The sequence below is a fragment of the Acidobacteriota bacterium genome, assembly GCA_035529075.1.
Taxonomy (GTDB): Bacteria; Zixibacteria; MSB-5A5; order GN15; family FEB-12; genus DATKXK01.
The window spans coordinates 279,270-292,892 of the sequence record DATKXK010000015.1 but is presented as its reverse complement, the minus strand read 5'-3'; the positions used below and the strand labels follow the sequence as shown (position 1 = coordinate 292,892).

15 protein-coding genes and 2 tRNA genes are annotated in these 13,623 nt (G+C 59.3%); 1 reads left to right on the top strand and 16 read right to left on the bottom strand.

Annotated elements, in window-relative coordinates; genetic code table 11:
- The 15 genes from VMY05_10980 to VMY05_10910 all read right to left on the bottom strand — a co-directional run.
- Positions 1–124, bottom strand: a 124-nt coding sequence (locus VMY05_10980; GenBank protein HUV31596.1) for a GTP-binding protein, incomplete at its 3' end; no start/stop codon positions are given.
- Positions 125–154: 30 nt separating this feature from the next.
- Positions 155–227 (bottom strand) — tRNA-Thr (locus tag VMY05_10975).
- 199 nt (positions 228–426) lie between these two features.
- On the bottom strand, positions 427–789 hold the full coding sequence (locus VMY05_10970; GenBank protein HUV31595.1) for a hypothetical protein: 363 nt from the start codon (positions 787–789) through the stop codon (positions 427–429).
- A 260-nt stretch (positions 790–1,049) separates the two neighbouring features.
- Positions 1,050–1,125 (bottom strand) — tRNA-Gly (locus VMY05_10965).
- 93 nt (positions 1,126–1,218) lie between these two features.
- Positions 1,219–2,079 carry an NAD(+)/NADH kinase gene (locus VMY05_10960; GenBank protein ID HUV31594.1) on the bottom strand — a complete coding sequence of 287 codons (861 nt, stop codon included), beginning with the start codon at positions 2,077–2,079 and terminating at the stop codon, positions 1,219–1,221.
- A gap of 81 nt (positions 2,080–2,160) precedes the next feature.
- Positions 2,161–4,140 carry a 1-deoxy-D-xylulose-5-phosphate synthase gene (dxs, locus tag VMY05_10955; GenBank protein ID HUV31593.1) on the bottom strand — a complete coding sequence of 660 codons (1,980 nt, stop codon included), beginning with the start codon at positions 4,138–4,140 and terminating at the stop codon, positions 2,161–2,163.
- Between the two features lie 21 nt (positions 4,141–4,161).
- The gene (locus tag VMY05_10950; protein HUV31592.1) at positions 4,162–5,049 is read right to left on the bottom strand and encodes a farnesyl diphosphate synthase; all 888 of its coding nucleotides are present in this window, start codon (positions 5,047–5,049) and stop codon (positions 4,162–4,164) included.
- Positions 5,046–5,291 carry an exodeoxyribonuclease VII small subunit gene (gene xseB, locus VMY05_10945; GenBank protein ID HUV31591.1) on the bottom strand — a complete coding sequence of 82 codons (246 nt, stop codon included), beginning with the start codon at positions 5,289–5,291 and terminating at the stop codon, positions 5,046–5,048. Before xseB ends, VMY05_10950 begins: the two co-directional genes overlap by 4 nt.
- A 5-nt stretch (positions 5,292–5,296) precedes the next feature.
- The gene (xseA, locus tag VMY05_10940; protein ID HUV31590.1) at positions 5,297–6,511 is read right to left on the bottom strand and encodes an exodeoxyribonuclease VII large subunit; all 1,215 of its coding nucleotides are present in this window, start codon (positions 6,509–6,511) and stop codon (positions 5,297–5,299) included.
- A gap of 140 nt (positions 6,512–6,651) precedes the next feature.
- The gene (gene uvrC / locus VMY05_10935) at positions 6,652–8,478 is read right to left on the bottom strand and encodes an excinuclease ABC subunit UvrC (protein HUV31589.1); all 1,827 of its coding nucleotides are present in this window, start codon (positions 8,476–8,478) and stop codon (positions 6,652–6,654) included.
- Between the two features lie 32 nt (positions 8,479–8,510).
- On the bottom strand, positions 8,511–9,017 hold the full coding sequence (locus VMY05_10930; GenBank protein ID HUV31588.1) for an NlpC/P60 family protein: 507 nt from the start codon (positions 9,015–9,017) through the stop codon (positions 8,511–8,513).
- An 8-nt stretch (positions 9,018–9,025) separates the two neighbouring features.
- Entirely contained in the window at positions 9,026–9,937 is a 912-nt protein-coding gene (locus VMY05_10925; protein HUV31587.1) for a UbiA family prenyltransferase, read from the bottom strand.
- A complete protein-coding gene (locus VMY05_10920) occupies positions 9,934–10,797 on the bottom strand; it encodes a phosphatidate cytidylyltransferase (protein ID HUV31586.1) in 864 nt (287 codons plus the stop codon). The genes VMY05_10925 and VMY05_10920 overlap by 4 nt, the downstream gene beginning before the upstream one ends.
- Positions 10,794–11,582, bottom strand: coding sequence for an isoprenyl transferase (locus tag VMY05_10915; protein HUV31585.1), 789 nt, complete (start codon positions 11,580–11,582; stop codon positions 10,794–10,796). Before VMY05_10915 ends, VMY05_10920 begins: the two co-directional genes overlap by 4 nt.
- 100 nt (positions 11,583–11,682) lie before the next feature.
- Complete coding sequence (locus VMY05_10910) at positions 11,683–12,348, bottom strand: hypothetical protein (protein HUV31584.1); 666 nt, start codon at positions 12,346–12,348, stop codon at positions 11,683–11,685.
- A 152-nt stretch (positions 12,349–12,500) separates the two neighbouring features.
- Here VMY05_10910 and VMY05_10905 point away from each other — a divergent pair, with 152 nt between their 5' ends.
- On the top strand, positions 12,501–12,941 hold the full coding sequence (locus tag VMY05_10905) for a CBS domain-containing protein (GenBank protein HUV31583.1): 441 nt from the start codon (positions 12,501–12,503) through the stop codon (positions 12,939–12,941).
- Positions 12,942–13,056: 115 nt separating this feature from the next.
- Here VMY05_10905 and frr read toward each other — a convergent pair whose 3' ends face one another.
- Complete coding sequence (gene frr / locus VMY05_10900) at positions 13,057–13,614, bottom strand: ribosome recycling factor (protein HUV31582.1); 558 nt, start codon at positions 13,612–13,614, stop codon at positions 13,057–13,059.
- Positions 13,615–13,623 lie beyond the last annotated feature (9 nt).

The following is a 13,623-nucleotide window of genomic DNA, read 5'->3' as shown; positions in this document are numbered from 1 at the left end:
GATGGTATCGCTTCGATAACGCCATCGTCATCGCCGCCGTCAACGTCGTCTTCCCATGATCAACGTGACCAATCGTACCCACATTCACATGCGGCTTGCTGCGATCAAACCTCTCCTTCGCCATCACTCACGACTCTCCTTCAAATCGTAAAACAGCCCAGAACCAGGATCGAACTGGTGACCTCATCCTTACCAAGGATGTGCTCTACCAACTGAGCTATCTGGGCCTTCAGTTTGCTTCCGCGCCGATTCTAGACACACCTCGCCGTTCCGGCGAGCCCTAAATATATCCCGACCCCCACCCTTGTCAAGCCATTTCTTGGCCGCTCTCAAGGACCGCACTGGACCGCTGTTGCCCAAGTAATCGGTTAGAACGCGTATTTAGTTAGGAAGTTTGTGCAAAAAACACACAGTTTTCACACTCGGCTAATCTGTCGCACTCTCGGTAAGAGCGCCCACGCGTGCGATAAGCGAGTCGAGTGGCGCCACACCCCATTCCGCACGGGTTGAATCCGTCGTGGCAGTGTCATAGGGGTAAAGCCTGTACTTTCCGGCGTCATCCTTAAGATACTGTGTGCCATACAGTTGCAATCTCCCCGAGAGCACCAGGTACCGGTCCAGGCTGGTCGCTGCCACATACCGGGCGGGCATATGCCCTTTCGATGCGGCCTCGGCTGCCAGGTAGTGCGCCTGAAGACAGACCTCAGCGGCGGTTGACTCGTCATCGGGGCCGAGCAACAGGGCGGCCCTGTACAGGTCCTCAGGTTCCCGGATAAGTGCCTTTGCCATAAAGCGATAAACTGTGTGACGGTGCCGCTGGCCCACGGCCGCGGCCTGACCCGGAGACAGACTGTCAGTCTGCAACAGGCGCTCCCGTTCCGCGACCAGAGACTTCAATTCTGCCGATACAGGGGACTCTCTTTTGGTCAGCCGCTCCGGTTTCCGTTCAATACAGGAGAGCATGGCGGCTACGAGGAGTATCAGGATGACCGGTGCTGTGGAATGGATCTTTTTCACGGCGCTTTGCCCGGACTGCGATCAGAAAAAAATGGAGCGGGAGACGAGGCTCGAACTCGCGACCAACAGCTTGGAAGGCTGTGACTCTACCAACTGAGTTACTCCCGCCTGCGACCGCATTTATACTATCCGGCCGGCCCCGCTTTGGCAAGGTGTTTTTTGCTGAGGTGGAAGGTCACCGGGCTTGCCGGCCTGCACGGGTCAGAAATTCGGCGGCATACCCCAGTTGAGCTTGCTTCGGAGAAGCTTATAGTAGGAGTTCCCTGCGAAGACTATGAAGCGGGTGCGAAACTCCGCCCGGGAGATCCTGACAGACTGCGAGTCTTTCAGCGACAGACTGACCTGACCATCGAGCGTGAGAATGGCCGCCCTTCGATCCGAGGCAATGCTCACCTCCAGGACGTCGTCCCCCGAGAAGATCATCGGCCGCGTGGTCAGTGAAAAGGGGGCGATGGGAGCGGCGATAATGGCGTCCAACCCCGGCGTCACAATCGGTCCGCCCACGGCCAGCGAGTAAGCGGTCGAGCCGGTCGGGGTCGACAGTATCAGGCCGTCGGCAATGTACGTCACGACGTCCTCGCCGTTGACCCGCAGGTTGATACTGATAACACGGCTGACCGGGCCGTTGTCGACGACCACGTCGTTAAGCGCATATGGTGCGGACGGCTGGCCGGTGTTCTGCAATTCCGCCTTCAGCAGCATGCGCTCCTCGATAGTGTACTTGTCGCTCACAATGGCGTCCAAGGCGGGAATCAGCTGTTGCGGCGTCTGCTGAGTCAGAAAGCCGAGCGAGCCGAGGTTGATGCCGAGCAGCGGCGTGCCCGCGGCGCCGACCAACCGGGCCGTGGCCAGGATCGTCCCGTCGCCGCCCATCGAGACCAGAATATCGACTTCGGTCACCAGCTGGTCCCGGGGACAGATACGAGGATACTCGGGCACGGCGGTGCGGAGTTCTTCGCACAGAACCAGTTCCTGCTTATTCTGGTGCGCCCAGTCGATAAACGAGTTGATGGCTTCCCTGGCCCCGGTCCGCCGAAGATTGGCTATTAATCCAAACCGCATGGTTACGTTCTCCGAGACGCAACATAACCGCTAATATAAGGAGAAGGCAAGGAGAGAATACGGGTACCCGGCGAAGCGACCTTATTCCGGATCCCCACCGGTTACCGAGATACCGGCCGGACGGGTCTTCTTGCGCAGACGGACACCGCTAAGAAAGGACAGCTTCCCGGCTGCGTGCTCAGACTTCTCGTCAGAGGCCAGCACCTGTTCGATTGACGCCACCAGCCCCTCGGCATCCAGGCCGGCATCGTGCAACAATTCTTTGCGGCCGCCATGAGCTACGAAAGCGTCGGCCAGCCCGAGTGCCCTGAACTTCCCCGCGTAGCCTTCCGAGAGGAGCGACCCGGCAACGGCCTGTCCGAATCCACCCCGGACCTGCCCTTCCTCTACCGTGACAATCGCTCGGGAGTCCTGCCTGATTCGCTCCAGCGCTTCCCGGTCAAACGGTTTGACGAATCGAGCGTTGACCACGGCAACCCTGAGGTCACGAGCCCGGAGCAATTCAGCCGCCTGCAAGGCCGGCCCGACCATGGAGCCGAGCGCGAGCACCGCGACGTCGCCGGGATCCGTGAGCCACTCCCAGGTCCCCCACTGTATCGGTTTGATTTCCTCGCTTACGGGAGAGGGCACCTTGTCTCGGGGATACCTGACGGCAATTATCCCGCCGCCGGTGTGCCGGGCGGCGTAGTGGAGGATCGACCGCAGTTCATCGCCGTCCTTCGGGACGGCCACGGTCACGTTGGGAACGGTCGAGAGATAGGCGAGGTCAAAGACGCCATGATGGGTCGGCCCGTCGTTGCCCACCAGCCCGGCCCGGTCCATACATATGACCACCGGCAGCTTCTGAATGGCCATATCGTGGATAACCTGATCGTAGGCGCGCTGCATGAACGTCGAATAGACCGCCAGGTACGGGCGCATCCCGTCGGCCGCCAGCCCGGCGGCGAAACAGGCCGCGTGTCCCTCGGCGATTCCGACGTCGAAAAACCGGTCGGGGTACTGTTCGGCAAACTCATCGAGACCGGTCCCGGACGACATTGCCGCCGTGACGGCCACGACTTTTTCGTTCTCGGCCGCAAGCTCAACCATAGTCTCGCCAAACACATCGGTGTAAACGGGGAGGGCGCCGGATGCTGTCGCGGCCCGGCCCGTAACCTTGTCAAACTTGCCGATGCCGTGAAACTTGTATGCATTCTCTTCGGCCGGGCAGAACCCCTTGCCCTTGGTGGTGGCCACGTGAAGCATGATGGGACCGGTAATGTTCTTGATGTCCTTGAGCGTCTTGACCAGTTGTGGAAGGTCGTGGCCATCGATGGGGCCGAAGTACCGGAAGCCCAGTTTCTCAAAGAGCATACCGGGGACCAGGAATCCCTTAATCGACTCTTCGATCCGATGAATAGTCTGGCGGATTTTGTCCCGTCGCTTGAACCGTCCGGTCAACTCCCATACCTCGCGCCGAAGCTTGTTGAACTTCTCGTCGGCCATTATGCCCGTAAGATACTTGGAGATGGAGCCGACGTTTTTTGAGATTGACCAGGTGTTATCGTTCAGGACCACAAGCAGGTCCTTCCGGAGCGATCCGGCGTTGTTCAGACCTTCGAAAGCCAGTCCGCCGGTCATGGCACCATCGCCGATCACCGCAATCACCTTGTGGTCATCTCCCCGCAAGTCTCTGGCCGCGGCGAATCCCAGGGCTGAAGAAATGGACGTTGAGGCATGGCCGGCGCCGAAGTGATCGTATTGTGATTCGGCCCGGCTGCAATAGCCGGACAGACCGTGATACTTGCGAAGAGTGCCGAACCGGTCGCGGCGGCCGGTCAGCAGCTTGTGCGTATAGGTCTGGTGGCTGACGTCCCAGATCACGCGGTCGCGGGGCAAATCGAAAACGTAGTACAGGGCAAGCGTCAACTCGACCGTGCCCAGGTTGGAGGCCAGATGCCCGCCGGTCTGAGAAACCACCGAGATAATCTCGTTCCTGACCTCATCGGCCAGCTCGACCAACTGTTCAATCGAGAGTTTCTTCGTGTCCTGCGGGTTGTTGATCTTATCCAGATGCGCCATGGGACCGCGCTGCTGAACCGTTCAGCTTTCCCTCTGCCCAATAAAGCGGGCAATATACTTCAGAATGTTGTCCTCGTGGTCATTAAGTGCTTCAAGGGCAGCGTCCACGAGCGCCGCCGCCTCCCGGCGGGCTGTCTCGAGCCCGACCGCTCCCGGGTAAGTAGCCTTACGCTTTTTACTATCGGAACCGACTTGTTTTCCGAGAATTTCCCGATCTCCTTCGATATCCAGGATATCATCTATGATCTGAAAGGCCAGTCCGATCTTTTCGCCATAAGCGGTCAGCCGCGCCAGCGTGGCAGGCTCGGCGCCGGCCAGCAAGGCCCCGATCCTCACCGCTCCGCGCATAAGCGCACCGGTCTTACGGGTGTGGATCCTGATCACTTCATCACGCGAGGCCGGTCGTCCCTCGGCTTCGATATCCGCAACCTGACCTCCCAGCATTCCGGACGTGCCCACGGCATCGGCCAGCTCAATGACGGCCTCGTTGCAGCCGGTGCGGGCCATCAGCCGAAAGGCGACCACGTGCAGCGCATCACCGGCCAGGACGGCCAGTGCCTCACCGAATTTCCTGTGGCAGGTCGGCCTCCCCCGCCGCAGGTCATCATCGTCCATACACGGCAGGTCATCGTGTATCAACGAATACGTGTGAACCATCTCGAGAGCCGCCATCGCCGGATAGATCGTCGCCGGGGCCGCGTCGGGGTCGCCGTTGCAGTATTCGTAGGCGGCCAGCGACAGTATGGGGCGGATACGCTTGCCACCGGCCATCACCGAGTACCGCATCGCTTCATGCAGGGCTTTCGGTTCCGAATCGCCGGGCGGGAGGTACTTTTCAATCAACTCGTCAACGAGCTTTCGTGCCTTCTGAAGGTACAGCCGGCCGTCGACAGCCTCCACGGACTTCACCGCGTCTCCTTCTCCTCGTCCAGGTCCTCCTCGGCGAACAGTCCGTCTTTATCGGAAATGACCTTTATTTTCTTCTCTGCCTGGACGAGTTTTTGATCACAGAACCTGGCAATTTCCAGTCCTTCATTATATAGCGTGATTGCTTCTTCCAGTTTCGCCTGGCCGGATTCGAGAGTCTCGGTGATCTCCTCCAATCGAGCCAGGGCCGATTCGTAGTCCTCGAACTTCTTTTTTGCCGGCATACGCTTCAGCGCTTTCCTCTATCCTGTTCCTCTACCCTGGAGATGAAACGGCCCTGGGCCAGTATCGTCTCAACCCTCTGCCCGGCCGTAAGTTCCCGGCTCGACTTGATCACGGCACCATCATCGGGTGTTCGAGTCACCGAGTACCCCCGCGCCAGGATGTTCAACGGTGAAAGAGCATCGAGTCGGACCGCCAGTAAAGATAACCTGCTTTTCGATTGCTCAAAGCGGTTTTTTCCGGCCGCCACGAGCAATCGAAACAGGTTGTCAAGATACTGGCGGCGCTGATCTATCATGTCCGACGGACGAATGAAGACGGGCCGTCGGAGAGCGGATCGAAGGCCCTGCCGCGCCTGCCGCACCAGCGAATTGAGATGCTGTGCCTGAGCCGACACCAGCAACCGCACCTGCTGCCTGAAATCGCGCTGCGACCACACCACCAGTTCGGCGGCCGCTGACGGCGTGGGGGCGCGAAGATCCGCGGCCAGATCCGACAGGGTAGTGTCAATCTCGTGGCCCACCGCCGATACCACCGGAATTATCGAGTCGACGATGGCACGCACGACCGTCTCGGTGTTGAAGGGCCACAAATCTTCGAGCGAGCCGCCGCCGCGACCGGTGATGATAACGTCGATATCATCACGCGTGTTGAAATACCGGATACCGGCCGCGATAGTCTCCTCGGCGCCCTCCCCCTGGACCTGCGCGGGAAAGATTACAAGCTGGACAGAACTGTTACGACGCCGGGCAATCTGGATGATGTCGCGGATGGCCGCCCCGGTCGGCGAGGTGACGATGCCGATTCTCTGCGGATACTCCGGAATCTCCTTTTTTCTGTCCTCGTCGAAAAAACCCTGCCGGGAGAGCTTGTCGTACAACTGCCGAAAGGCCAACTCGAGCGGGCCGATGCCTACCGGCACAAGCTTGCGGCAGACAAGCTGGTACTGGCCACCCTTTTCATAGACGGTAACGCTGCCAAAGGCGAGGACCTTCTGGCCGTCCTCGGGTTCGAACTTCAAGTACCCGCCGTATGATCGCCACATTACAGCGCGGAGAACGGCGTTCTCATCCTTCAGGCTGATATACCGGTGGCCGGAGGTGTGCAGGTGATAGTTGGAAATCTCACCTTCGACCCAGATATCAGCGAACTGTTCTTCCACGCTGTTCTTGATCATCCGGGTAACGGCGGTCACGGTATAGGCCTGCGGAGACTCAAGCATAATGGAGTATAGGCAAACGCAGCGGTTCTCGGCAACGGTTAATTGGCGGGCGCGGCGTCGTCTGAACGTGAGGACAGAAAGTCAACATCCGGAGTACCCGACGTCCGAGCACAGCGCGGTCGCGACCGGCCGCCCGTCTGTTACCGGGCCACGCCCCTGAGAATCTCCCGGGCGAGTTTTTCGGTGATACCCCGAAGTTCGGTGAGGTCTTCGATGGAAGCTTTTCTTATCCTTTCAACGGATCCGAATTTCGTCAGCAAAGCCTGCCGACGAGCCCGGCCTATCCCCGGGATGTCGTCAAGGGCCGATTTGATCGTGCGCTTCTGCCGCACCTTGCGGTTGTACGTGATCGCAAAGCGGTGGGCCTCATCGCGAATGCGCTTGAGAAGCATCAGCGCGGGGGAACTCCTGGCGACCGTGACGGGCTGCGACCGACCGGGCAGGTATATCTCCTCGAGCCGCTTGGCCAGGGCGATGACGGGCTGGTTGGCCATGCCCAGCGACTTAAGCTCGGCCAGCGCCGCGGAGAGTTGCCCCTTGCCGCCGTCAACGACTGTCAGGCTGGGCGGCTCGATGTTCTCTTCATTGAGGCGATGGAAATATCGACCGATGACTTCCCGCATCATGCTGAAATCGTCCTGACCCGCGACACCCTTGATCCTGAAATGCCGGTACCGGCTTTTCTTCGGTCGGCCGTTTTCAAAGAACACGCAGGAACCCACGGCATCCGTTTCGCCGGTGTTGGAGATGTCAAAGCACACCATGGTCCGTGGGGCAAACGTCAGAGCCAGCTCATCCTGCAGGGTCGAAACCATCTTGCTCGTGCGTTCGTTCAAGGCGCGCTTCTGAATCAGCAGTTCATCGAGAAGCAAGCGGGCGTTGGCAGCGGCGAGATCGACAAGCCTCTGCTTGGCGCCGATTTTGGGAGTGAAGATCTTCACCTTCGACCCCTTCAACTTTGCCAGCCACCGCTGCATCAGCCCGGCCGAAGCCAACTCGCGGGGAATGCAGATATCGTCAGGCAGGTTCGGCTGGTGGTTGTAGTACTGCGTGAAAAAGCTCTCGAGAATGGTCTCGTCGCTGTCCTCGCTCTCGGCCGACAGCTGGAAGTCCTGCCTGCCGATCAGCACCCCCTCGCGAATCTGCATCACGACGGCCACGGCTATCCGGTCCTGGCGAGCCACGGCGATGATATCGCGATCCAGTATCTCGCCGATGTCGGCGTGCTGAGATGCCATGACTGATCCGATGGCGTCAATCTGGTCTCGCAGTTCCCTGGCTTCCTCGTACTGCTGCTCTTCCGAGGCCGCCTGCATCCGTTCCGTCAGACGGCTGACAAGCTCCCTGGTGTGCCCGGAGAGCGCCATCGACACCGACTTCACCAGTTCGCCGTACTCCTGTTGCGACTGCAGGTTCACACACGGCCCGCCGCACCGGTTGATATGGTAGTCGAGGCACACCTTGTACGTCTTCCCTTCAGGCGGCGGCAGGACGAGGTTGCAGGTTCGGATTTTGAACAGGCGGGTCAGAAGCTCGTAGGTCTTGCGCATACTTCCGGCCGCCGTGTACGGCCCGAAATAGGTGGCGCCGTCCTTTTGCAGCCGCCTGACGATAAGCACGCGCGGGAAGGGTCCCCTGGTAATCTTGATATACGGGAAGTGCTTGTCGTCCCTGAGAGCGACATTGTAGCGCGGTTTGTTCTCGTGAACGAGATTGGCTTCGAGAATAAGCGACTCGATCTCGTTGTCTGTCACCAGCAGGTCGAAATCCGTCACCTGGGAGACCAGGCGCTCAGTCTTGGCGTCGAGCCGACGGGACGCCTGAAAGTACGTGCGCACCCGGTTGCGCAGGTTTTTTGCTTTTCCGATGTAGATTACCTTGCCCTGGGCGTTCTTGAACAGGTAGATCCCGGGTTGGGCGGGCAGGTTTTTCAGTTTGAGTTTCAGTTCGCTTTCGGATCTGCTCATGTCCTCTGTAACCGGAAAAGCCGACGGCCGGTTCACGGTCGCGAATCGCTGAGTATACGTTTCGCCCCGGCATAACGTTCCGCCCAGTATTGCTCGCTGAGACCGCTGATGATCACGCCGTTCGAGCTGGACACGTGAATGAAGTCGTTGTGGCCGACGTACACGCCGACGTGTGATATCCGCCCCCGCTCGGTGCGGAAGAACACCAGGTCTCCGAACGTAATGCGGCTGTGCGGCACCTCCGTGCCCTGGGCGTACTGCTCCTCGACCGTCCGCGGCAGATCGGTTTTGTTGAATTCGCGGAAGACGTCACGGACGAACATCGAACAGTCCAGACCCTCCTCATATCGCGACTTTCCGACGTAGGGTTTCCCGAGGTACCGCTGGAGGATGAGACCGAGACGGATGTAGTCGTTGGTCGTATACGATTCTCGAAAGGGGATCGTCTCACGCGGCGTCACCGAGGCGTGTTTGGCGTACCGGGGGAAGGGGGTACAGCCGACAATCACCAGCAACAGTCCGACAATTCCTGCACGCATGCGCCGCCTCAGGCCACCTTCGGATATACGACACCGAACCGCTTTTTGTAATATATCCGCGTGCCGACAAGCAGGGCAACTATAAACACGAAGTATCCGGGATACCAGAACCCGGCCAGAGCCGTCAGCAGCAGCAGGGGGAGCTTGGCCGCCAGCCGTACCGCCGCCAGCGTGCGCCACACCAGCGCCGCGACAATTGTCACTGCCGCAAATGCCGAGAGGCTGAAGAGCAGAAAGAAACCCGATTCCCGCGCAACGTATGCCGAGGCGAGCATCAGCACCAACGACGCAACGAGGCTGCCGGTGCGTCCGAAAATCACGGCCAGGGTCCGTTTGCCGGTCAGCCGGTCACCCTTCTCGTCGGGAATGGTCGTGAGGATGTAGACGGCGCCGACGGCAAGAGCAAAATAGAACGGGTTATCCCATCCGAGCAGGCCGGCGTTGTGCATCGTCATCTCCGGCATGACCGCCAGCGACACGAGAAATCCGTGGGCGTAGGCATTGGCAAAAAGGCCGCCCGCGGGCCTGTCTTTCAGCCTTACCGGCGGCGCGGAGTATATGAGGGCAAGTACGACGATCTGCAGGAAGATGACCAGCGTCACCGCTGAGAGAAGCAGGGTCGAGGCCAGCGCCAGGATCGACAAAAGCGGATACGAGGCCATCATGGCGCGCTCGGAAATCAGCCCGCTCTCCAGGAAGCCTCCCTTTCGGTTGATCCGATCGGATTCCCGGTCAAAGACCTGGTTAACGTAGAACGCGGCCGCAAAGAGAAGACTCAGGGACACCATCAGCAGCAGATCGACGGGTTGGAACGTGCCGCCGGAGAGTTGATGGTGATAGTGCAGGCCGACGAGAAAGACCGACCAGACCGGCACGTGCAGCAGCGGGCGGGCGGCAAAGAACCAGTCGAGAATTTTCATCCCGTGATGAACGCTCTCAGGTAGAAGTACATGAACGGCGCGGCAAACAACAGTGAATCGAAGCGGTCCAGCACGCCGCCATGTCCGGGGATAATTGCAGAGGAATCCTTTATGCCGAGAGAACGTTTCCAGGCCGACTCCACGAGATCACCCAGTTGCCCCAGGACCGAACATCCGCCGGCCACGACAAGCACATGGTACCATGCCACGGCCCTGAACTTCCAGAAGACCATGATGACGCCTATAGCCAGCGCCCCCGCCAGCCCGCCCACAAAGCCCTCGATCGTTTTGTTCGGGGACACGCCCGGGGCCAGGCGACGTCGGCCAAACCACGAGCCGACCGCCATGGCGGCCGTATCACCAACCCACAGCAGGCCGAACAAGAACAACAGGCAATCACCCCCGGTAAAGGAATCCGCGTACGGCAGCCGGACGGTCTGACCCAGCAGGAAGACAAACGGGTACAGCGCTCCCACGTAGAGGACACCCCAGACCAGCCGCGTATAGCGCCGGAACAACAGGTCGGGCGCATCCCTGCCCACTGATATGAGCACGCCCGACATTATAAAGAAGGCCAGAAATATCAGCGGCGCGGACGACGCAAACGGCCGCACGTCCCAGCCGCCCGGCAAGGAGCCGCTCGCCAGTGCGTAGAACAGGGCGGCCATGGTGAGCACAACGACCCAGAAAAGGAGGCCGCCCGGTTTCTGCCCCTCGCGTATCAGGAACTCAAGTATCGCCACGGCGGCCAGGAGCGCCACCATACCGAAGAGCCACCACTGGCCACGGTAGGCGAACCACAGAATGATGGGTATGGCAATAAGGGCAACGCTGATGCGAACAGCGAGGTTCCTGCTCATGAACCGGCTCCGGGTACAGTTCCGTCCTCCGTCACGGTACCAAAGCGCCGCTCCCGCCTCTGGTAGTCGCGAATAGCCTCGAACAGCTCTTTCCTGCCAAAGTCAGGCCACAGGGTATCAATGATATGCAATTCCGTATAGCTGGTCTGCCAGAGAAGGAAATTGGAGATACGGAGTTCTCCCGAAGTACGAATAAGCAGGTCCGGATCGGGCAACTCGGCGGTATAGAGAAAACTGGAGAAGAGCCCTTCGTCAATCGTCTGGGGATCAACCGCACCGGCCTTGACGCCGTATGCAATGGCCCGCACGGCATCGAGAATCTCAGTACGCCCGCCGTAATTGAGCGCAAGGTTGAGCACGAGGCCGCCGTTGTGGCTGGTTTCCCTGACCGCCTCCTGGATTATGTCGCGCTCGTCCTGGGACAGGCCGTTGATGCGACCAGTCGTGATGAGCTTGACGTCGTTATCGAGCAACTCCTGGAGTTCACTGACCGTCGTCTGACAGAGCAGTTTCATCAGGGCCGCCACTTCATCCTTGGGTCGTTTCCAGTTCTCGACGGAGAAAGTATACAGGGTGAGGAACTTGACGCCGATCTGGGAGGAAGCACGAACAACTTCCTTGACCGCCCTGACGCCCATTTCGTGGCCGAAAGTCCGCGGCTTGTTGCGCAGAGCCGCCCACCGGCCGTTGCCGTCCATTATTATCGCCACGTGGGCGGGGATGCGGTCGGGGTAACACCCTATTTCGGCGGCGAGCCTGTCCGTCTCTGTCAACTTCGTAGCCATAGCGTGAAAGGTACCATTTCACCGCTCCGTTGGCAACCCCGTTGGCAACCCCATTGACCGCAAGGCCGCCCCCGCATGGGGCAAGCTGATCCCGGGCGCCTCAGGGCAGGATCTCTATAGTGGTTACTCCCGTCTCCAACCGGTAGTGTTCCAGGCTGAACACACCCTGCCTGGCGCCAACTTCCCAAATCGAGTCCGGGAATACGTAGCTGTCAACCTCGGTAAATCGAAAGGAGCGGCTGAAACGTCGATACCCCCGTTTCTCCGGATAATACAGGTACAGCCAAACCGGAACGTACCGGTAGCGATCGACCATGATCAGACCATCGGGATTGGCGCTCAGGGAATCGGTATCCAGCCCGATGGCCAGGACTGCGCCGCCCGTATCGTTAGGAAAGGAAAACGGCTGGTAGTCGAGCCCGAAAATATCGGTGATCGTAATGTCAAGGTTGCGAAATCGAGAGTCATCACCGCTTACCGTCTTCTGCGAATCGACCTGCCCCTCCCGGCAGAAGTACTCCACGGTGGCTGAATCGATTTTCTCCACACGGCCCTTGGAGTCGATATGCTTGAAATACGTGGTAGCAACCAGGCGATAGCGGATTCCGGCCGAAACCGGATCCTGCGAGACATAAACGTCACGGACCTTGTCCCAGTAATACTGAATCACCGGATCGGTATCCACGGCCGGCCGGGCAAGCGTGAGCGCCGTGGCAAACACCAGAAGGAGCAAGCAGGTCGTTACCCTGTAACTTCTCATTGACATACAAGGAACCGAAGTCGTATAATATAGGAGAAAACCGGTTCTGTTATTCTCGTAAAGCTAAAATAGAAACCCGACCGGGCTAACTCAAGGGATTTTTGACCACCGGACTTCTCCGCTCGGGACGGACAACACCCAAACCAGCGAGGGACTGCATGCAAGTCAAGGACATTCTCAGGACCAAGACGCGTGAAGTAGTCACGACCCCGCCCGAGACCTCTGTCCGCCAGGCCATGGAACTGCTCCTTAATAACAGGGTCGGCTGCTTGCCCGTGGTGGACGATTCGGGCCGACTGCGGGGCATCATCAGTGACAAGGATATTTTCAAAAGAGCTTACAAGGACCCGGGGAGCTTTCAGGGCGCCAGCGTCGGGGAACTGATGACCACCGACTTGATTGTCGGCGTGCCGGACGACGAAATCGGCTATATCGCCGGCATCATGACCAACAACCGGATCAGGCACATCCCCATCGTGGAACGAGATCGTCTCGTGGGCCTGGTATCGATTGGAGACGTGGCCAAGACACAGATGGATGACATCAAGACGGAAAACCGGTATCTGAAGCAGTATTTGAACGGCAGCTATCCCGGCTGAACGATCCGGCGGCGCCGGTTCCCGATGCCGCCACGGCTACCTGACCAGGGCGCGTAAACAGAAAAGCCCGGACCGTCCGGTCCGGGCCGCAGTCGGTTTTCAGGGTAACGGAGGTCTACACCTCCATCACTTCCTTTTCCTTTCTGGTCAGAAGCTGATCGATCTGTTCAATGAAGTCGTTGGTGAGCTTCTGGACCTCATCGTGACCGTCCGCTGCCTGATCTTCAGAGATCTGTTTTTCTTTCTGCGCATTCTTGACCCGGTCGTTGATGTCCCGGCGGATATTGCGGATGGCTACACGGCCCTCTTCGGCAATATGCTTGCAGTGCTTTGCGAGTTCCATGCGTCGCTCTTCGTTGAGGGCCGGGACGACCAGCCGGATCGCATTCCCCTCGGCGGCCGGATTGAGGCCGAGATCCGCCTTCTGAATACCCTTGACGATCTCGCCGACCGTCGACTTATCAAACGCCTGCACCACGAGCAACCTGGGTTCAGGGGCCGAGATGGTCGCCAGCTGCATCAGCGGCAGGGTCGATCCGTAGGCTTCCACCTTGACCGAATCAAGCAGGTGCGGTGAAGCCTTGCCGGTGCGCACCGTCCCCAGCTCCCGTGCCACGGCCTCGACCGTCTTCGTCATCCGCGTTCTCGTTTCCTCGTAGATCTTTTCCAGCATCGCCGAGCC